Source organism: Mycobacterium sp. 1482292.6 (assembly GCF_001672995.1).
GTDB classification, from domain to species: domain Bacteria; phylum Actinomycetota; class Actinomycetes; order Mycobacteriales; family Mycobacteriaceae; genus Mycobacterium; species Mycobacterium europaeum_A.
Genome location: NZ_LZKV01000134.1, coordinates 13,969 through 31,625, shown reverse-complemented (window position 1 = coordinate 31,625; position 17,657 = coordinate 13,969). Strand labels below are relative to the sequence as shown.

Annotated in this window: 17 protein-coding genes and 2 pseudogenes; 3 read left to right on the top strand and 16 right to left on the bottom strand. The window is 67.9% G+C overall.

What is annotated here, in order from left to right:
• Nucleotides 1-142: 142 nt before the first annotated feature.
• The 4 genes and pseudogenes from A5624_RS13880 to A5624_RS13865 all read right to left on the bottom strand — a co-directional run.
• Nucleotides 143-541, bottom strand: a pseudogene (locus tag A5624_RS13880) (deferrochelatase/peroxidase EfeB); the annotation flags it as partial.
• 2 nt (nucleotides 542-543) lie between these two features.
• Nucleotides 544-1,815 (bottom strand): iron uptake system protein EfeO, encoded by a 1,272-nt coding sequence (efeO, locus tag A5624_RS13875; RefSeq protein WP_304441841.1) that lies wholly within the window; start codon nucleotides 1,813-1,815, stop codon nucleotides 544-546.
• Nucleotides 1,757-3,367 carry an iron uptake transporter permease EfeU gene (gene efeU, locus A5624_RS13870; RefSeq protein ID WP_066867042.1) on the bottom strand — a complete coding sequence of 537 codons (1,611 nt, stop codon included), beginning with the start codon at nucleotides 3,365-3,367 and terminating at the stop codon, nucleotides 1,757-1,759. Before efeU ends, efeO begins: the two co-directional genes overlap by 59 nt.
• Nucleotides 3,368-3,458: 91 nt before the next feature.
• Entirely contained in the window at nucleotides 3,459-4,292 is an 834-nt protein-coding gene (locus tag A5624_RS13865; protein ID WP_066867041.1) for a DUF3097 domain-containing protein, read from the bottom strand.
• A 218-nt stretch (nucleotides 4,293-4,510) separates the two neighbouring features.
• Between A5624_RS13865 and A5624_RS13860 the strand changes: the two genes are divergently transcribed.
• The gene (locus A5624_RS13860; RefSeq protein ID WP_066867039.1) at nucleotides 4,511-4,798 is read left to right on the top strand and encodes a DUF3349 domain-containing protein; all 288 of its coding nucleotides are present in this window, start codon (nucleotides 4,511-4,513) and stop codon (nucleotides 4,796-4,798) included.
• A 22-nt stretch (nucleotides 4,799-4,820) separates the two neighbouring features.
• On the opposite strand, the gene A5624_RS13855 is transcribed toward A5624_RS13860, so the two are convergent.
• From A5624_RS13855 to A5624_RS13830, 6 genes and pseudogenes are all read right to left on the bottom strand, one after another.
• Nucleotides 4,821-5,828, bottom strand: a complete 1,008-nt coding sequence (locus tag A5624_RS13855; protein WP_082976043.1) for a patatin-like phospholipase family protein — start codon at nucleotides 5,826-5,828, stop codon at nucleotides 4,821-4,823.
• Complete coding sequence (locus A5624_RS13850) at nucleotides 5,809-6,879, bottom strand: ABC transporter ATP-binding protein (protein ID WP_066867035.1); 1,071 nt, start codon at nucleotides 6,877-6,879, stop codon at nucleotides 5,809-5,811. The genes A5624_RS13855 and A5624_RS13850 overlap by 20 nt, the downstream gene beginning before the upstream one ends.
• 2 nt (nucleotides 6,880-6,881) lie before the next feature.
• The gene (locus A5624_RS13845; RefSeq protein WP_369827486.1) at nucleotides 6,882-7,688 is read right to left on the bottom strand and encodes a carbohydrate ABC transporter permease; all 807 of its coding nucleotides are present in this window, start codon (nucleotides 7,686-7,688) and stop codon (nucleotides 6,882-6,884) included.
• A gap of 22 nt (nucleotides 7,689-7,710) precedes the next feature.
• Nucleotides 7,711-8,615: pseudogene (locus tag A5624_RS13840) on the bottom strand (carbohydrate ABC transporter permease); the annotation flags it as partial.
• Between the two features lie 60 nt (nucleotides 8,616-8,675).
• Nucleotides 8,676-10,001: a sugar ABC transporter substrate-binding protein gene (locus A5624_RS13835; protein WP_066867031.1), complete on the bottom strand. Its 1,326-nt coding sequence runs from the start codon at nucleotides 9,999-10,001 to the stop codon at nucleotides 8,676-8,678.
• On the bottom strand, nucleotides 9,991-10,986 hold the full coding sequence (locus tag A5624_RS13830) for a sigma-70 family RNA polymerase sigma factor (protein WP_066867030.1): 996 nt from the start codon (nucleotides 10,984-10,986) through the stop codon (nucleotides 9,991-9,993). The genes A5624_RS13835 and A5624_RS13830 overlap by 11 nt, the downstream gene beginning before the upstream one ends.
• A 169-nt stretch (nucleotides 10,987-11,155) precedes the next feature.
• Between A5624_RS13830 and A5624_RS13825 the strand changes: the two genes are divergently transcribed.
• A complete protein-coding gene (locus tag A5624_RS13825) occupies nucleotides 11,156-11,506 on the top strand; it encodes a DoxX family protein (protein WP_066867028.1) in 351 nt (116 codons plus the stop codon).
• Between the two features lie 18 nt (nucleotides 11,507-11,524).
• Here the strand turns inward: A5624_RS13825 and A5624_RS13820 are convergent, their stop codons facing one another.
• Both A5624_RS13820 and pncA read right to left on the bottom strand, forming a co-directional pair.
• Nucleotides 11,525-12,325, bottom strand: a complete 801-nt coding sequence (locus A5624_RS13820; RefSeq protein WP_066867027.1) for a ketosteroid isomerase family protein — start codon at nucleotides 12,323-12,325, stop codon at nucleotides 11,525-11,527.
• A complete protein-coding gene (gene pncA / locus A5624_RS13815) occupies nucleotides 12,325-12,879 on the bottom strand; it encodes a pyrazinamidase PncA (RefSeq protein WP_082976045.1) in 555 nt (184 codons plus the stop codon). Before pncA ends, A5624_RS13820 begins: the two co-directional genes overlap by 1 nt.
• Before the next feature lie 95 nt (nucleotides 12,880-12,974).
• On the opposite strand from pncA, the gene A5624_RS13810 reads away from it, so the two are divergent.
• Nucleotides 12,975-14,042 (top strand): DoxX family protein, encoded by a 1,068-nt coding sequence (locus A5624_RS13810; RefSeq protein WP_066867023.1) that lies wholly within the window; start codon nucleotides 12,975-12,977, stop codon nucleotides 14,040-14,042.
• Nucleotides 14,043-14,075: 33 nt separating this feature from the next.
• Here A5624_RS13810 and A5624_RS13805 read toward each other — a convergent pair whose 3' ends face one another.
• From A5624_RS13805 to A5624_RS13790, 4 genes are all read right to left on the bottom strand, one after another.
• Nucleotides 14,076-14,654, bottom strand: a complete 579-nt coding sequence (locus tag A5624_RS13805) for an AAA family ATPase (protein ID WP_066867021.1) — start codon at nucleotides 14,652-14,654, stop codon at nucleotides 14,076-14,078.
• A gap of 30 nt (nucleotides 14,655-14,684) precedes the next feature.
• Entirely contained in the window at nucleotides 14,685-15,074 is a 390-nt protein-coding gene (locus A5624_RS13800; protein WP_066867019.1) for a hypothetical protein, read from the bottom strand.
• A 68-nt stretch (nucleotides 15,075-15,142) separates the two neighbouring features.
• Nucleotides 15,143-15,637: a gluconokinase gene (locus tag A5624_RS13795; RefSeq protein WP_066867017.1), complete on the bottom strand. Its 495-nt coding sequence runs from the start codon at nucleotides 15,635-15,637 to the stop codon at nucleotides 15,143-15,145.
• Complete coding sequence (locus A5624_RS13790; RefSeq protein ID WP_066867015.1) at nucleotides 15,638-17,647, bottom strand: phosphotransferase; 2,010 nt, start codon at nucleotides 17,645-17,647, stop codon at nucleotides 15,638-15,640.
• Between the last annotated feature and the right edge of the window lie 10 nt (nucleotides 17,648-17,657).

Sequence of the window (17,657 nt, the reverse complement as noted above, 5' to 3'; positions counted from 1 at the left end):
CGGACCTGCAGACCCTCTTGGCGCGCTGGTCGGCCGCCGCCGCGATCCTGCAGCAGGGCAAGCCGGTCGGGACGGTGCAGCCCGGTGTCGACGTGCAGCCTCCCGTCGACACCGGGGAGGCCTACGGGCTGAGCCCGGCCAGCCTCACCGTCCCGACCGGCTTGCCCTGCTGCAGGATCGCGGCGGCGGCCGACCAGCGCGCCAAGAGGGTCTGCAGGTCGGTCCGGCCCGCGCCCTCGGCCAGCGAGAACGACATGAACATGGCGTAACGCTGTGGGGGCGTGTCGATTCCACCCTGGTGCGGCTGACCGTAGAAGGGGTAGCTGCGGCGCAGATCGACGGTGTCGTCGTCGTCACCACGCTGTCCCGCCGCCATGGCGTGGCCGGCGAAGCCGCCACCCATGGCACCGATGGCGGCACCGCCGAGCCCGGCCAGCATGGCGCCGCCGAGCGCGCGCCGGCGCGATACCGTGGCGGAGTCCGCCGGTGCCCCAGCGTCGTTCGTGGCGCCGTCGGAGGGTGGGGTGATGTCGTCGGTCACGATCAACCGGCCGTAACGACTTTTTGGGCGACGGTGGACAGGCTCTGGTGCAGCGGCTGGATCACCGCGGTCAGCTTCGGCGCGTCGCTGGCCTTCAGCGCCGCGGTGTAGGTCTTGTAGCCGCCGAGCGCGGTCGAGTCGCGATACCCGTCCAAGGTGGTCAGCACGCTGTGGAACTGCTGATCGATCTGGCGGACCAGGTTGGCATCGATCTTTTCCAGGCCCGGCCGTAGTGAGGCGTAGGCCTGCTGCGCGCCTTCGACGTTGCCCGAAAAGTCCACCAGGTCAATGTGACTGAAAGCTTCTTCCTCGCCGGTGATCTTGGTGTTCTGGATCTCTTCGATCAGGTCGCTGGCGCCGTTGGCCAGGTCCTCGGGCTTGTACTGCAGGGTCGCGACGATGCCGTTCAATTTGCCGACATTGCCCACCATTTCGGTGCTGAGCGCCTTGGTCCCGGGGGTGATCGCGCCGCCCTGCCACAGATCGCGCTCGATGGCGTGGAAGCCCTTCCAGCCAACCTTGGCATCGACCGGTGTCGACTCACGCATGTCGATCAGGTAGTCCAGGCTGCCGGCATTGTCGCCGACGGCGAACCCCGGCAGGACGAAGCCCTCCACGGTGGACTCCGAACGCTCCCAGAACAAGCGGGCTTTGGCGTAGGCCGCCTTCGCGGCCTCGACGTTGCCCGACTGCACGGCGGCATCGAGTGCCTTCACGCCGTCGTTGAGCTGTCCGATCTGGTTGACGATGTAGGTGGCGTAGTCCTTGGTGCCCTGGCCGAGGATGCTCGCCACGGTGCCCGTGGGTGTCGCGGGCGCATTACCGGTGACCGTCAGGGTCTGGTATTCGGTGCTGGCGCCCGGACAGTAGAGCTGGTAGGCGCCCCCGTCCAGCGAAACCGTGAACGACACCGGGTCCAGGCCCGGGGCGAGGTTCTCCTTCTCGCCGACAATCCGCTGGTCCCTGAGCAATTCGACCTCGTTGATGCCGGGCGCATTGGTGTTGGCGACCGTGAAGGTCACCGGCCCGGCGGGCACGCTGGTGGTGTCCAGGGCGCAGCCGTCCTTGCCGCCGTCGTTGGCCATGGTGACCTTCACCGCGTTGGTACCGCCCGGTTTCGGCGGCTGGGCTTGGGTCGCGGTGTCACCCGAGTGGCTGCATGCGGTCGCGGACAACGCCGTCGTCGCGGCGAGAACCGTTGCAGTCAACAGGAATTCACGAGACCGGCACGCTGCCAGGGCGATGCGACTCACCTTCAATGGATTTCCTCTCATCGGTTTGCCTGCGGTCCGCGCGCACCGAGGCTATCGCTGACAGCGCGCAAGCTAAGGCAAAACCCGCTATTACCAACGGCAACCACACATTCCACAGCTGCCGCTCCCCGCGATTGCGGTCGCTCGCGACGATCTCGGCCGCCGTCGAGTGGTCATCGGCAGCGGAGGTGGACCAGTCCGTCGTCAGCCCGCCGAGACTAACGGTCTTGGCCCCCGTCAACCCACCGCCGGTCAAGATCGCGGTGCGGTTGCTCGTCGCGTGCGCGCTCACCACGCAATCACCCCGCGCGAGCACGGTGTACTCGGTGGTCGTCGACCATTGGCCCTGAAACGGCCCCGGAGTGCGGCCGGCCGCGAGACCGACCGGCAGCCGGCCCCCCGTCATGCTCAGCAACTGGTTCAGCGAGACCTCCGGCGCACCGTCGGCCCCGGCCGCCTCGGAAGCCTGCCACACCTGCACGGGCAAGCCGTCCACCGTTTGATCGTCGCCTGGGATCAGCACGATGCTGTGGGCGGTCGAGCTGCCCTGGGGGACGACGGTCAGCTCGCGCCCGTGCGGCCCGGTCGCCATCGACACCGCGGCGGTGTGGCCCGCGCGGTCGGTGACGGTGCGCGCCCGCAGGCCCGCGGCCGGGCCGGCGGCGGGCGTCGTGATCGCCAGCCCCGCCCCGACGAAGATCAGCGCCGCCGACGTCGCCGCCAGCAGCCGGCTGCGGGTTCGCGGCGCGGCGGCGAGCCGGGCGGGCCACAGGAAGATGACAAGCACCGGCACGGCGTAGAGCAGCCAGCCCAGTACCTCGACCAGCCGAGGGTCGGCGGGGATGCCGAACACCCCGGTCGTCACGGCGCCCAGCACCGAGTTGGCGGGTATCCAGCCGGACAGATCGAGCACCTGCTGCTGGCCGATGCTCACCCACCCCGCCTCGTGCGCGGTGCGCAGCGCACCCAGCACCAGCCCGGCGGCGATCAGCACCAGGAACACCCCGGTGACCCGGAAGAACCGGCCGAGGTTGATCCGCAGGCCGCCGTAGTACAGGGCCACCCCGAGCCCGACCGAGGTCGCGATGCCGACCGCGCCGCCCAGCACGGCGAACCACCGGTTGCCGTGTGACGTCTCGGCGGCCGCCAGCAAGAACACCGAGGTCTCGAAGCCCTCCTTGAGGACGGCGAGGAACGCCATGGCCGCCAGCGCGAACGCACCGCCGCGGTTGACCGCCTGACGGGCCTCGCGCTCGAGTTCCCCCTTGAGCTGCGCGGCGTTACCGTTCATCCAGATGATCATCGACGTCACGAACACCACCGCGATGGCGTTGATGACGGTCTCCATCATCTCCTGCTGTACCTGCGGCAGGCTGGCGGCGAACAGGTCGAGGCCCACCCCGACGCCGACGCTGAGCAGCACGGCCAGGCCGACGCCGACAAACATCGGGCGGACCGTCTGGCCATTCCGCTTGAGGAACGCACCGACGATGCTCACGATGAGCGACGCCTCTAGGCCTTCGCGAAGACCGATGAGAAACGTGCCGATGAATACGCCGAATACGCCCTGCATACGCCCAATTTCTGTCCCGCCGATCGGGACTTTCGGCTTAGCGTAGCCTAACTAAGCGCTGGCTATTCGCCCTGGTCCGCCGCCCGCGGGGTCAGGAAGCCGGCGCGGTCACGAAGTCGATGAGTTCTTCGACCCGACTGATCAACGCCGGTTCCAGATCGTTCCAGTCGCGCACCCGTGAGCGGATGTGGCGCCAAGCCCTGGCGATGTCCGCCTGATCGCGGTGCGGCAGATCCAGGGCCTCGCATATCCCGTGTTTCCATTCGACATTTCGTGGCACCTTCGGCCAGGCCTCCAGGCCCAGCCGCTGCGGCTTGACGGCCTGCCAGATGTCGACGTAGGGATGGCCGACGACCAGCGTGTCGGCACCACCCGGGCCGCGCCGCACGGCATCGGCGATCCGCGCCTCCTTCGAACCCGTGACGAGGTGGTCGATGAGCACCCCGAGCCGGCGCCCGGGGCCCGGGGCGAACTCGGCGACGATGTCCACCAGGTCGTCGACGCCGCCCAGTTGCTCTACGACGACACCTTCGATCCGCAGGTCCTCGCCCCATACCTGGGCGATCAGCTCGGCGTCGTGCCGACCCTCGACGTAGATCCGGCTGGCACGGGCGACCCGGGCGCGAACACCCGACACGGCGACCGAACCGGATGCGGTCCTGTTCACGGCGGTCGGCGCGGGCCGGCGCGGCGCGGTGAGGATGACGGGACGACCCTCCAGCAAATAGCCTGGGCCCAAAGGAAATCCGCGCACGTGACCGCGTCGGTCTTCCAGGTCCACCCGACCATATTCGACGCGCACCACCGCGCCGACATATCCGGTTTGCACGTCCTCGACCACCAGGCCAAGTTCGGCCGGATGTTCCGTCGAGCGGGGCTTGCGTCGTCCTGCGGCCAGTACATCGGTTCCATAGCGATCCACCACGCCGGCAATACTAGAAAGCCTTGCGGCCAAACGTCGTTACGGCGCGCCATGGCCGGCGAATCGTCACCGGGACCACTCCCCGTGCGCCGCATCGCCGGCCGTAAAAAATGCGTTTAACTGTGTGGCGTTACTCAGCAGATGACGTCACCGGTGGTACGTTGCTAGCTATGGCAAGCACTGCCGCTTACGCAAGCCGCGGCGGTTAGCGAGGTGGACGCATGGACCTGTCGCACTGGGTGACAAGCATTGTGGCTTTCGTGCGCGCCGGCTACCCCTCCGGCATGCCGGTCACCGGGTACGTGCCGCTGGTGGCGTTGACGCGCCGCCGGCTCTGCGACGACGACATCACCGTCATCGCAAGGGATCTCATCGCGCGTCGCCTCTGGCCGATCAGTTCCATCGATATCGGTGTGGAGGTCACCCGGATCACCAACCAGCTGCCCTCCCTCGACGACGTCTCGCGGGTGCAGCGTCGCGTTCATGCGCTCCGCTGCCCGCGCGGATAAGCGGCACGAACGGTCGACGCCGTCACGGTGATTTGTGCACCGGGGCGCCGCAGGCCTTCAAATAGTCGGCGTAGTTCCAGGTTTGCAGAAACTGTTGGCCCGCTTGCAATCCTCGGGCATAGAGCGCTTCACGTTGCGCGGTGGTGATGTTGAAGTCGATCGGGCTGACCTCGTCGGCGGGCACAAAGATGGTGCGCCGCACGGTGCACGGGTCATCGATGTAGGCGTTGTCTTGATTGCTCACCAGGGTCTCTATCGCCGCAAGTCCCAACGACACCGGGCCATGCACGGGATGGGTGGGCGGGATGCCGGGACGCGCCGACAACCGAATCCCGAACGTGGGCCATCGCGGTTGTGCATCGGGCCGGTCGAACAGCTCGACCGGAAAGTCCGACAACAACCCACCGTCCACCCACGTCGCGCCGCCGACCCGAACGGGCTCGAACACATAGGGAATGGCCGACGACGCGTGCACCGCGCGCGCCACCGGGAAGGCGTCGGGGTCGATGCCATAGGAGCCGAGGTCCCAAGGGATTCGAACCAGGCGGCGCCGCGACAGGTCGCTGGCGGTGACGACGAGCGACCAGGCGAACTGGGTGGGCTCTTCGCCCGTGCGCAGATCGCCGAACGTCCGCACGCCCAGATCGCGGAGCAGGCTGGCGAGCAACTGTTCGAGATATGCCCCGCGATAGACACCGTCGGAGGTCAACAACGACAGTCCCCCGCCGATCAGCGGTATCCGCCCGATCCAGTTGCGGTCGAGGAACTTCCGGTAGTCGATGGTGCGCATCACCTCGGCCAGCCGGCTCAACGGCTCGCCGGCCACCTGCAGGGCGGCGACCAGCGAGGCGACGATCGCACCGGCGCTGCTTCCCGCGACGCGCGGGAATCGGTAGCCGGCCTGGGCGAGCGCGTCCACCGCGCCGACCAGTCCGATACCCCGGACGCCACCGCCCTCGCACACCAAGTCGGCACGGTTTGTGGTCACCGCAGCCCCCTGTCCGGATCGTTCAGCAAATTCGGCGGCCATCGACGCCGAAGAAGTGCAGGTGCCCGGGTACCGGGTGCAGGCGCACCCGGCTGCCCTTCTGCGGAGGGTTTCGCCCGTCGGCCCGCGCGACGATGGGCGCGTCGATCACCTTGCCCGAACCGGTGATTCGCCCATACAGGTAGGCGTCCGCCCCAAGCTCCTCCACCACGTCCACCTCCATCTCGACGCCGAGACCACCCAGCTCGAAATGTTCGGGACGGACCCCCACGACTACCTCACCTGCACCGCCGGTGACCTCGCGGGGCAATGCTATCGGCCAATCACCCAGCGACACAGCCGAATCCACGACAGGGAGGGTAAACAGGTTCATCGCCGGGGATCCGATGAAACCCGCCACGAAGACGTTGTCCGGGTTTCGGTAGAGCTCGCGAGGCGGTGCGAACTGCTGCAGCACGCCGTCGCGCAGGACGGCGACGCGGTCGCCCATCGTCATGGCCTCGACCTGGTCGTGGGTGACGTAGACGGTGGTGGTGCCCAGCCGCCGTTGCAGCGCGGCGATCTGGTTACGGGTCTGCACCCTTAGTTTGGCGTCGAGGTTCGACAGCGGCTCGTCCATCAGGAACACGTGCGGCCGGCGCACGATCGCCCGCCCCATCGCCACGCGTTGGCGTTGTCCGCCGGACAGGTCTTTCGGCTTTCGGTCGAGATAGGGTTGCAGGTCAAGCAGTTTCGCCGCGTCCAGCACCCGCTCGCGGATCTGGGCCTTCGGCGTCCTGGCGATCTTCATGGCGAATCCCATGTTCTGGGCCACCGTCATGTGCGGGTAGAGCGCATAGTTCTGAAAGACCATCGCAACGTCGCGATCCTTGGGATCGACGTTGGTGACGTCGCGGTCGCCGATCCGGATGTGGCCGGAGTCGACGGCTTCCAGGCCGGCCACCATCCGCAGCGAGGTGGTCTTGCCGCATCCCGACGGCCCCACCAGAACGACGAACTCGCCGTCGGCGACAGTTAAGTCCAGGTTGTCCAGGGCGGGGCGATCCGCTCCGGGGTAGCGACGGGTTGCCTGCTCGAAAGTCACCGAGGCCATGGTCAACCGCCCATCCCGGTGACGGCGATCCCGCGGACGAACGAGCGTTGCGCGATCGCGTAGATGATGACCAGAGGCAGCATGATGAGCATCGAGGTTGCCATCAAAACCGGCCATCGGGCAACATATTCGCCCTTCATCCGGACCAGGCCCAGTGTCAGGGTGGCCAGGCTGTTGCGCTGGATCATCAGCAGCGGCCACAAGAAATCATTCCAGACATTGACCCAGGTGAGCAGCGCGAGCACCATCACGGCCGGCCTCGCGTGGGGCAGCAGGATTCGCCAATACACCTGCCACGGTGAACAACCGTCGAGTATCGCGGCCTCCTCGAGATCGGTGGGCAGGGTGCGGAAGAACTGCCGCATCAGGTACGTACCGAATGCGCTGCCGAAGAACCCCGGCACGATCATCGCCCATGGGGTGTCGACCCAGCCCAGGGTTCGCATCACCAGGAATTGCGGGATCACCGTGACCGTCAGGGGCACCATCAAGGTGCCGAGATACACGACGAACAGCGCGTCGCGGCCACGGAAATCCAGTCGCGCGAAGGCATATCCGGCCAGCGAGCAGAAGAAAACATGGCCGGCGGTGACGCAGCCCGCGTACAGCACGGTGTTGAAAAACATTCGCCCGAACGGCATCAGCGCGAACACCTCGGTGTAGTTCGACCACCGCGGGTGTGCGGGCAACAGCGTGGGTTCGCTGACCTCGCCTTCGGTTTTCAGCGAACCCGACACCGCCCACGCGATCGGAAACAGGGCGCACCAGGCGACGGCGAGCAGCGCGCCATAGACGACGGCGCCGCGCAAGACGGTGCGCTTGAGGACACCCTCACTTAAGCCCACGCGAATTCTCCAAAGATCGTCGATGGCTGACTCGCAACTGCACGACGGTCAGCACCAGTAAGACCGCGAACATCACCCACGCCAGCGCGGAGGCGTATCCGAATTCGAGGAACGAGAACGCGTGCTGGAACAGCATGATGCCCAGGACGTAGGTCGCCGATTCCGGCCCGCCAGTGGGGCCGGTGAGCACGTAGACCATGTCGAACGCCTGGAATGCGTGGATGACCGAGATGATGACGACAAACGATATCGACCCCCGGATCAACGGCACGGTGATGGAGACGAATTGCCTTATCTCACTGGCACCGTCGATCTTGGCCGCCTCATAGACCGTACCCGGAACGCCTTGCATCGCGGCCAGCAGCACGACGGCGGCGAAGGGCACGCTGCGCCAGACGCTGACGATGCACAGTGAGGCCATCGCCCAGCGCGGCTCGACCAACCATGGGACCGGCCCGAGTCCGATCCAGCCGAGCATGATGTTGAGCAAGCCGTTGTCGGTGTTGAACACGAACTGCCACACCACCGCCATCACGACCGATGAGATCGCCAACGGCAGAAAGACGATCGTCCGGAAGACGCCGATGCCCCTGACCTTCCGGTTCAGCACCCCGGCGACGGCCAGGCTGATCAGGACCGTCGGCACGACCGTTCCGACGGTGAAGATCACGGTGTTGCGGATCGCGATCAAGAAGAGCGGATCCGCGGTGAATAAGTCGCCGAAGTTCTTCAGACCCACGAATTGTGGCGGGGTGAACACGTCCCATCGCTGGAAGCTCATGTAGAGCGAGAAACCCAGCGGGAACAGCATGAACACCGCGACCGCCACCATGTTGGGTGCGACGAACAACCGGCCCGCCCATGCGTGTCGGCGCCACGGGCTCGGGTTCTGCGGTGGCTTCGGCCTCGCCTTGCCCGCCGGGGCGGCCGCGCCGGTCGCGTCCATCGCGGTCATGGGCTGCGCAACACCTCGTCGACGGAGCGGGACAATCCGCTCAATGACGTCGCCGGCTGGCGGCCTCGCAGCACTGGACCAAAGTTGCGGTCCATCAAGGCATTGACCTTCTCCCAAGCCGGCGTGATGGGCAGCCCCTGCGAAAAAGCCGGGCCTTCGGTGAGCACACTCAGATTGCCCAACCGTCGATGGGCCTTGGCGAATCCCTGCGATCGCAGCGCTGAGCGCAGCACGGGAACAAACAGACAGGATTCACCGATCAGCGCCTGGCCAACGGGCCCCGTCGCGAACTTCACGAACTCCCATGCCTGCTCCTTGCGCGGGCTGCTGGCCGAGATGGCCAATCCGGTGGCGCCGATATCTGAACATGCGGCATGCCCCTTTCCCAGCGCCGGGCCGACCGGCAACGGGGCGACGTCGAAATCCAGGCCCTCGGCGCGGATGTAGGTCTGGTAGCGCCAGTGGCCACCGAGCGCGATCGCCGCCCGGCCCACGGCGAACAAGTTGGGCGTCGACATCGACTGCGTCTCCGATGCGTTGGGCGCCACCCGGTATTTGTTGGCCAGATCGGCGTAGAACTGCACAGCTTCGTGAAACGCCGCATTGTCGAAGTTGAAGTGGGTCGGATTCGACCGCGGGTCTGACCACGCCACACCGTTGTTCATCGCGAACAGCCCGGCCGAGTGGTAGGCACCCCAGGTGTTGACGAAGCCGTACTGCGCGGCCCGGCCGGATGCATCGCGCTTGGTCAGGGCGCGCGTGGTGTCCAGGAATTCGGTGAAATCCCAGGGCTGTTCCCACGTCTTGGGGGGCTCCGGCACGCCGGCTTCGGCGAAGAGCCGTTTGTTGTAGAACAGGTAGTTGCCCGACCACTGTTCGGGAAGTGCGTACTGTTTTCCGTTGAATGTGAAGGTTTCGTACAACTCCGGGATGCTGTCCGCCTTGAGCTGGTCGGCAAAGGGTTTGTCGCGCGCCAGCAGCGTGTTCATGTCCAGTAGCACACCGCGGTCGGCGAGTTCGGCGTAAGACAGTTCCCAGGTCATCAGCACATCGGGGCATTTGCCGCCGACACAGAATGTCGAAAGCTGTTGCATGACACCGGGTCCGGACAGCACGGGCCGCACCTTGATATCGGGGTGGCGGCGCGCGAACTCGTCGACGATGCGCATCCTGGCGTCACGCTCGTCCGGGTTGGCCGCGAAGAAGAAGGTGAGCGCGTCGTCCTCCGGAGCACACCCCGCCGACCACGGCGCCAGCGCCGCCGCGGAAAGCGCGCCGGCGCCCCGGAGCAGCTCACGCCGTCCGAACGGCTTATCGAGCATGGCCCTCCCGGTCTTGCCCCGCGGCCGCCTTTGCGGCCGACTGTGTCTGACGTCCTTGGTACCCGATGTGGTTGTGAGGTTCCTGGACCGGCCACCGGGGCAGCGTCAGCGTCGCCCGGCGGATTCGCTCGGCATCGCCGGTGATGTCGATCGTATGGATGCGACCGTCGGCGCCGATGCCGATCACCAGCAGGACCTGAGCGCGACCGCGAGCGGCTAACACGATGCCCGGCGCCCCGTCGATGAGCATGACAGCACCGGCGCGCGCCCGCGCAGCGAACCGCCGAGTCTCCCCGGCGACCTCGTCGGCACCGCGGACCGTAGTGGGCACGTCGGCCGGGACCAGGGCCGGATCGACCGTGCGCACCACGTCTGGAGCCAGCAGCTCGAGCAGGCCGGCGATGTCACCACCGCGCGAGGCCGCCAGAAACGCCTCGACCACCTTCAGGTGGTCGCCCGTGCGGCGGGGGCGATCGGCCGGATCAGCGTGCAGTCGCCCGCGGGCCCTGCTGGCCAGCTTCTTCGTGGCGTCCGGCGAGCGATTCATCACCGCGGCGATCTGCTCGAAAGGCATGGCGAAGACGTCGTGCAGCACGAACGCCACCCGCTGCGCCGGGGAAAGCCGGTCGAGCACGACGAGCAGCGCGCCGCTCACCGACTCCGCGAGCAGCGCGTCCTCGTCGGCCGGCGCCGACGCCGCCAGCACCAGCCGGTCCAATTCGTCGGTTTCGGCCAGCGGTTGCTCGGCGCGGCGCTTACGCAGCCGAAGTTGGTCGAACGCCTCGCGCGCGGTGATCGTCGTGAACCATCCGGTGAGGTTGTCGATACCGCCGAAGTCCGCGCGGCTGGCCTTGAGCCACGCCGACTGCACCGCGTCGTCGGCGTCGGGCACCGAACCCAGCAGCTGGAACGCGACCGACCTCAGGTGAGGCCGATCGGCGTCGAAACGCCGCGCCAGATCCGCCAAATCCTTTGTTGCGCCCATGGGTCACCTTTTCCGCGCGAAAGCCGTCAAGAAGTTGACCGCGTCCGACGGACTTCCACTGGCGAAGGAGACAAGCACCATGACCCTACCGATTGTGCGCCACGGTGCGCACTGCCCGCATTCGACCCGCCGCTGCGGAAATCGCTGCGCGACAAGGGATTGATCGGAGATGAACACCGCACTTGTCGCCGTCACGCTGACCACCGCCGTCATCACCGCGGCGATCGCCTTCGCCGACTTCGTTCCGGCGCGATTCGTTCTGGCGAATTCTGCCGAGGTCGGGGTGCCGCGGTCATGGTTGCCGGCGCTTGGCGCGCTGAAGCTGGCCGGGGCCGCCGGGATCGTCCTCGGACTGCTGGGCCTGCGCGAATTGGGTATCGCGGCCGCCGCGGGCCTGGTGCTGTTTTTCGTCGGCGCCGTGGCGACGCATCTGAGGGCCCACGTTTTGTACAACATCGCGTTTCCCGGTGCGTACCTGTGCCTGGCCGGGGCATCGCTGGTGCTGATGGTGCTCCGCTGAGACACAGGCCTGACGAGGTCAGGCGGGAAAGTAGCGGATCCGGCTGATCGCGGCGCCACGCCAAGCCACATCGGCGAACACAATGGCGCGCCCGTGACCCGAGTTGAGTGAGACCGCGACGGTTCGGCCCGCGCTGCTCGTCCTGGTTGTGCCGACACCGTCCAGCTGCTCGGCCAGCTCGGCCAGGTCGAGCGGGTCGCGATCACCCAAAGTTATTGCGGCATCTGAGGACAGCATCCGCGCGGCGGCGGACGTGTCGTTGCGCCCCGCGGCCTCCAGGAACGTCGTCACCAGCCGCTGGTGGCGTGCCCCGACTCGGCGGAATCCGGTCATGAAGCCGGCGGCCCCGCCCCAGCCTTGGTTGCGCACCAGCGCCGTGGACAGGTTCAGCGCGGGCCGCAGGGCGCCAGGGCCGGTGCGCAGGAACTGCAGCATCATGGCGGGCAGCTCCCAATAGGCCCGCAGATGGCCAATCTTCCACTCACCGTTGGCTTCTCGGAGGTCATAACGCAGAAACGCCGGAATGAACATCGTCACGGCCGAACCCATCGTCACCTCGAGCTCGAGGTCACGCAGCACCGTCGTGCCGACCACGAGGTCGAGGTCGCGATGGAACTTGATGTCACGGGGGCCGATGAAGGTGTCATAGAAGCGCCCGATTTGCTCGTGCCCCACGTGCGGTCGGGAGCCGACCGGATCCTCGACGCGGCCGTCACCGGTGAACAGCCCCACCCACCCGGTGCGGTCGTGCGCGGCGGCCGCCTGCGGCGAGCGCTCCACGGCGGCGAGCAGCTTCTGTCGATCCAGTGGCACCACCATTACGGTTCCCCAACCAACTCGATGCCGGCGGACCGCATTTCGGCCAGCGCTTCGGCCGCCGAATCGACGGCCGCGGTCAGGTCGACCAGCACCCTGGTGGTCAGGCCCGCCGCCGCGGCGTCCTCGGCGGTCCGCCGGACGCAGAAGTCGGTGGCGATGCCGACCACGTCGACCTCGTCGACCCCCCGCCGGCGCAGCCACTGCAGTAGCGGGGTGCCGTCGTCGTCGACGCCCTCGAAACCGCTGTACGCCGCGGCGTACGCGCCCTTGCGGAAGACGGCGTCGACGCGCCGGATGTCCAGCTCCGAGCGAAGATTCGCGCCGGCGCTTCCGGCGACGCAGTGCACCGGCCAGGACGATGAAAAATCCGGGTGGTCGGAAAAATGGTCACCCGGGTCGATGTGGAAATCCTGCGTCGCGACGACGTACCGGTAGCCCGGCTCACCGGACAGATAGGCGTTGATCGCGGACGCCACGGCGGCGCCGTCGGCGGTGGGCACCGAGCCGCCCTCGCAGAAGTCGTTTTGCACGTCGACGACGATCAACGCTCGCACGCGCTCCACCCTATCGGTGTGCGACGCTACGCGGCTCTAGCTGGGGTTATCGGGGTGGCGGTTTGCTCGACAAGCAGCCGGGTAATACACGGGCCATGGTGCTCAGGAGAATCGCGCGACCCCTGTTATCAGTGGCATTCATCGGGCAAGGAGTCAATTCACTGCTGAACCCCAAATCCGCGGCGGAGGCCGCGGCGCCGACGGTGGACGGGCTGCAGGCATTGCCGGAATCGGTGAGTAGCAGCATCCCCAGCGACCCCGAGACGGTCGCGCAGATCACCGCTGCCGTTCAGATCGGCGGCGGCCTGCTGCTCGCCACCGGCAAACTCCCCCGGATCGCATCGGCCGCTCTCGCGGTGACGGTGTTACCGGCCAACCTTGGGACACACTCGTTCTGGAACGAAAGCGACCCGGTGGCCAAAGCCCAGAAACGCCAGCAATTCCTCACCGACCTCAGCCTGCTGGGCGGATTGTTGATCGCGTCGGCCGACACCGCCGGCAAGCCCTCACTCGGGTGGCGTGGCCGTCGGGCGGCGGAACGGCTCTCCGAGCGGGTGTCCTCGGCGTGGCCCGGATCGGACGATTCTGGCTTCGATGCCGATTTCTCCGAGCTGGGTGATCGCATTGCGCACGGCCTGCAGATCGGTGCCGAACGGGGCCGCGAGCTGGCCAGCACGGCAGCCGAGCGCGGCGCGCCCTACGCCGAAGCGGCACTCGAACGCGGCCGCGAATTGGCCAGCACCGCGGCCGAGCGCGGCGCGCCCTACGCCGAAGCCGCGCTCGAACGCGGCCGGGAATTGGCCAGCACCGCGGCCGAGCGCAGTAAACCGCTGGCCAAGAAGGCCCGCAAGCGCGGCGAGGAATGGGCCGACGAGGCCGCCGACCGCGCCGCGTACCTGGCGGAGAAGGCACGCAAGCGCAGCGAGGAACTCGCCGACGAGGCGGCCGATCGGGCCGCGCCGCTGGCCAAGAGGGCACGCAAGCGCAGCGAGAAGCTGGCCAAGAAGGCACGCAAGCGCAGCGAGAAGCTGGCCAGCACGGCGCGGGCGCGCGGCGAGGAGTTCGCCGAAACCGCGCGGCAGCGCGGCGCCGACTTGGCCGACACAGCCCGCGAGCGGGTCGGCGGTCAGGTCGACACCGGCCGCCGCAAGCTGCCCTGGTGACCGGGCGAGCCGCTGTCCGCGTAACGCCGCGAGTCAGTGGGTCCAGCGAGCCCGCAGGATTTCCGGTGCCCAGGTGGGCCAGTCGGGTGCGCCGACGGTCAGGCCGCCGCTGAGTCGCGCGACGATGCGCGGGCCGCGCAGGCGGCTGTTGTCGTAGACCGTCGCGAGGTCGGACAAGGCGATCGCCTCGGCGACCGGCACCCACAACCGGCGATGGCGCTGCCGGATCTTGGCTTCCGGAACGTCATGGCCGCCGGCTTGCACCCGGTATCGAACACGTTGGACCGCAAGGTCTTCCGGGATGATCAGGACGTGCAGGACGACGGTGAAGCCCGCGCTGCGGGCCGCCTTGACGAGGTCGAGTTTGGAGGGGTGGGAGAACACGGTCTCGGCGACGAACGACCGGCCCAGCTCGATCAGCTTGGCGCGGGTGTCGGCGGCGATGCGCGCGGCGTCGTAGGAGTGCGATGCCGGATCCTCCGGCCACCGCTGCCGTGCGATTTCGTCGGCATTGACCACGAGACTGCCCGGCAGCAGCGGCGCCAGGGTGAGCGCGATGAAGGTCGACTTACCGGCACCGTTCGGCCCGACCGCCAGGTCAAGTCGGTCCATCGGACCGCCGAAACGCTGATGAGTGCCGGATCAGCGGGTGCCTCCGAGCACCACGGCGGCGCCGTCGGGGCGATGCTCGACGATTTCGCCGTCGTCGTTGAGGGCCACGGTGGTGACCCCCTGCCCGGCCAGCGTGGCCCCATAGTTGGTGCGCGCCAGGCTTTCCTCGATGGCCGCGGAGATCTCGGCGTTGAATACCACGCCCTCCTCGACGGTGAGTTCGCCGGTCGGCAGCTGGCCGGCGAGCGCGGCTTCCACCCGCCGCCGCGAGGCGGTGTGCTGACTGGATACCGCCCGCCCCACCCGTGCCCAGTGGTCGAGTTGCTGCTTGGCCGAGCGACTCTGCCGGGCGCCCTCAGCCGCCGCGCTGTCCATCAGGTCGGACGCGACGCGGGTGACACGATCGACGGCCTCAGCCACGGCTTCCTCCCATGCAGCACTACGTTACGACGTGTAGCACAATGCTACACCGCGCCGTGCGGCCGCGGCTATGGGCGGGCCCGCACGACGGTGTCCACGATCGCGTCGACGTCGGGCCCGACGTCGACGGTCATGCCGACCTCATCGGGACCGAGCGGCTCCAGGGCGTCCAGTTGCGAGCGCAGCAGCGCGGCAGGCATGAAGTGATCGGTCCGCGTTGCCAGCCGGGCTCCGATCAGCTCCGCCGAGCCCGACAAGTGCAGGAACCGCACGCCCGGACAGTGGGCGCGCAACTGGTCGCGGTAGGCCCTTTTCAGCGCCGAACAACTCACGACCGCGCCCTCGCGATGGGCGGCCAACCATTCGCCGACCTGCTCCAGCCAGGGATAGCGGTCGTCGTCGTCGAGCGGTTCACCGGCGGCCATCTTGGCGATGTTGGCGGGCGGGTGCAGGGTGTCGGCGTCGACGAACGGGACCCGCAGGCGCCGCGCGAGCGCCGCCCCCACCGTCGATTTGCCCGATCCCGAGACGCCCATCACGACAACGGGGGCCGATCCGCTCACCTAAGTCTGTTCGCCGAGGTTGCGGTTCCATTCCAGCCAACCGACACCGCTGCGCCCGTCGGCCGTGCTGATCGTGGCCCACACGCGGGGGAACTGGCTGACCCGCCCGTCGCGTGCCATGAGCCGGACCGGCGCCTGGCCGCGCACGCGCGCGTTCGCGGTGATCTGCGCCGGCTCCAACGCCAGCGTCGCCTCAAGCGGTAACCCGTTGTCGGCGAAGGACTCTCGCGAGTCGACGGTCTGCAACTCGGTCACCTTGCCGTCGGCGCCCTGCGCATAGCCGATGCTGAACGCGGGCGCCCCGGGGATCCGGATGTTCACGCCGTGCAAATGGGTGCCGTCGTCCAGGTGCAGCGCGCTCCAGATCCAATCCATGCCCCACCAATCGCGCACACCCCACGAGTGATCCCGTTGGCCCGCAACGGACTTCACACGGTAGCTGGTGTCACCGACGCTGACGCTGCCCGAGACGGTGCACGGGATCTCATAACGCGTCGTCACGGCGTACTTGTACGGGGTGCCGTCGGTGGCCCACACCAGGTTCACGCTCATCTCGACGGGTTCGCCGGGCTCGCCGCGCAGCAACGCCGACGGATCGGAGTAGGACCGGGCCCGCGCCCGCACGTCGACGCGATAGCTTTGCAGGGGCGCGTCGGCGGAATGCCCGAGCTCTAAGTCGTCGGTCCGCACCGACCACGGATCCGACGGCAGCGGCACTTGCGTGTCGACGGCGACGGTCGGCATGTCGGGCCCGCACAGCAACACGTGCACCCACGCGGTCTGTTCGTTGGCCACCCGCCCGAGCCGGAACCAGCCACCCAATCCCTGTGCCGCGTCGGCGAAGTCGGCGTACCAACTCTCACTCCACAGCGGTTCGGCAGTGGGCTCGTGGGCCAGTTCGTCCTCGACGGCCGGCTGCAACGGCTCGGGGGGCGCCGCGACGGGCAGCGTCGACAGCGCGTCCGTGTCCAGGACGTGGTCGCAGTGCCGCCGCAGCATCGTCATGAACATCTGATCGCCGCGGTCGGTGCGCTCGACCAGCATCGAGGAAACGATCGCCATCATCACCCCGAAAAAGCTCTGCCTGCGCACACCGTCGGCGACGTCGACCAGAGTCAGTGGTGCCGCAGGTCCCAGCGCCTCGTGATAGGCGCGCAGCAGCGCGTCGTAGTGCTGCCGGCGATCCTCGGTGGACAACGCGCAACCGAGGAAGTAGGCCAGATCGGTCAGCGCCGGACCCCACGACACGGTTTGCCAATCGACCACCGTCAGCGCGCGATCGGCGCCCTCGGTACCGAACAGCATGTTGTCCAGGCGATAGTCGCCATGCACCAGGCCCTGCACGCGGCCCCGCTCGGACGCCTTGGCTTCCTGGGCAAGGTAGCCGTCGAACGCGGCGACCAGGCGTTCGCACACCACGCGGTGCTCCGGTGCGATCTGGTCGCCGTAGCGGTCGACGAAACCCGCGTACAGCGGGGTGATCATGGCCTGGTTCAGCGGCGCGTCGCGGTTGAGCCACGGCGCCTCGGCCAGCGAAACGTCGCCGAGCAGCGGGCCGTGCAGGCGTCCCAGCTCGACGGCGCCGAGGCGAACCTGTTCGACTGTGGCTCCGGCGATTTCGTCACCGACGACGGCCGGCCCCGCGTCACCCAGCAGCAGATCGAAAACACCCGTGGAGGTGTCGACCGCCGCGTGGTAGCAGGGCGCGATGGGCCCGCCCAGACGCGGCGCGATGTCGCCGTAGAAACGCACCTCCCGCTCGTAAAGCCCCAGCGCCAGCCCGGTTTGGCGGCTCACCGGATCGGTGGCCGCGACCTTCAGCACCACCGACTCGGGCCCGCCCCCGGCCTCGGCATAGCTGAGCCGGACCCGGTAGCACTCGCTCATCTGGCCGGTGCCGATGCGCTCCACCGCGAAGTCGGCGATGGGTCCGGTGCCGATGACCGCGGCCAGCCAGGTGGCGGAGAGGTCACTGGGTCGTTCGATGACTTGCTCGGTCTCGGCATGCATGAGGGTTAGC

Excerpts from the sequence above, each read along its gene's own strand:
- efeO (WP_304441841.1), bottom strand. The coding sequence starts at position 1,815 with ATGAGAGGAAATCCATTGAAGGTGAGTCGCATCGCCCTGGCAGCGTGC.
- A5624_RS13810 (WP_066867023.1), top strand. The coding sequence starts at position 12,975 with ATGGTGCTCAGGAGAATCGCGCGACCCCTGTTATCAGTGGCATTCATC.
- A5624_RS13860 (WP_066867039.1), top strand. The coding sequence starts at position 4,511 with ATGGACCTGTCGCACTGGGTGACAAGCATTGTGGCTTTCGTGCGCGCC.
- A5624_RS13825 (WP_066867028.1), top strand. The coding sequence starts at position 11,156 with ATGAACACCGCACTTGTCGCCGTCACGCTGACCACCGCCGTCATCACC.
- A5624_RS13850 (WP_066867035.1), bottom strand. The coding sequence starts at position 6,879 with ATGGCCTCGGTGACTTTCGAGCAGGCAACCCGTCGCTACCCCGGAGCG.
- A5624_RS13820 (WP_066867027.1), bottom strand. The coding sequence starts at position 12,325 with ATGGTGGTGCCACTGGATCGACAGAAGCTGCTCGCCGCCGTGGAGCGC.
- A5624_RS13790 (WP_066867015.1), bottom strand. The coding sequence starts at position 17,647 with ATGCATGCCGAGACCGAGCAAGTCATCGAACGACCCAGTGACCTCTCC.
- A5624_RS13855 (WP_082976043.1), bottom strand. The coding sequence starts at position 5,828 with ATGGCCGCCGAATTTGCTGAACGATCCGGACAGGGGGCTGCGGTGACC.
- efeU (WP_066867042.1), bottom strand. The coding sequence starts at position 3,367 with ATGCAGGGCGTATTCGGCGTATTCATCGGCACGTTTCTCATCGGTCTT.
- A5624_RS13805 (WP_066867021.1), bottom strand. The coding sequence starts at position 14,654 with ATGGACCGACTTGACCTGGCGGTCGGGCCGAACGGTGCCGGTAAGTCG.
- A5624_RS13835 (WP_066867031.1), bottom strand. The coding sequence starts at position 10,001 with ATGCTCGATAAGCCGTTCGGACGGCGTGAGCTGCTCCGGGGCGCCGGC.
- A5624_RS13830 (WP_066867030.1), bottom strand. The coding sequence starts at position 10,986 with ATGGGCGCAACAAAGGATTTGGCGGATCTGGCGCGGCGTTTCGACGCC.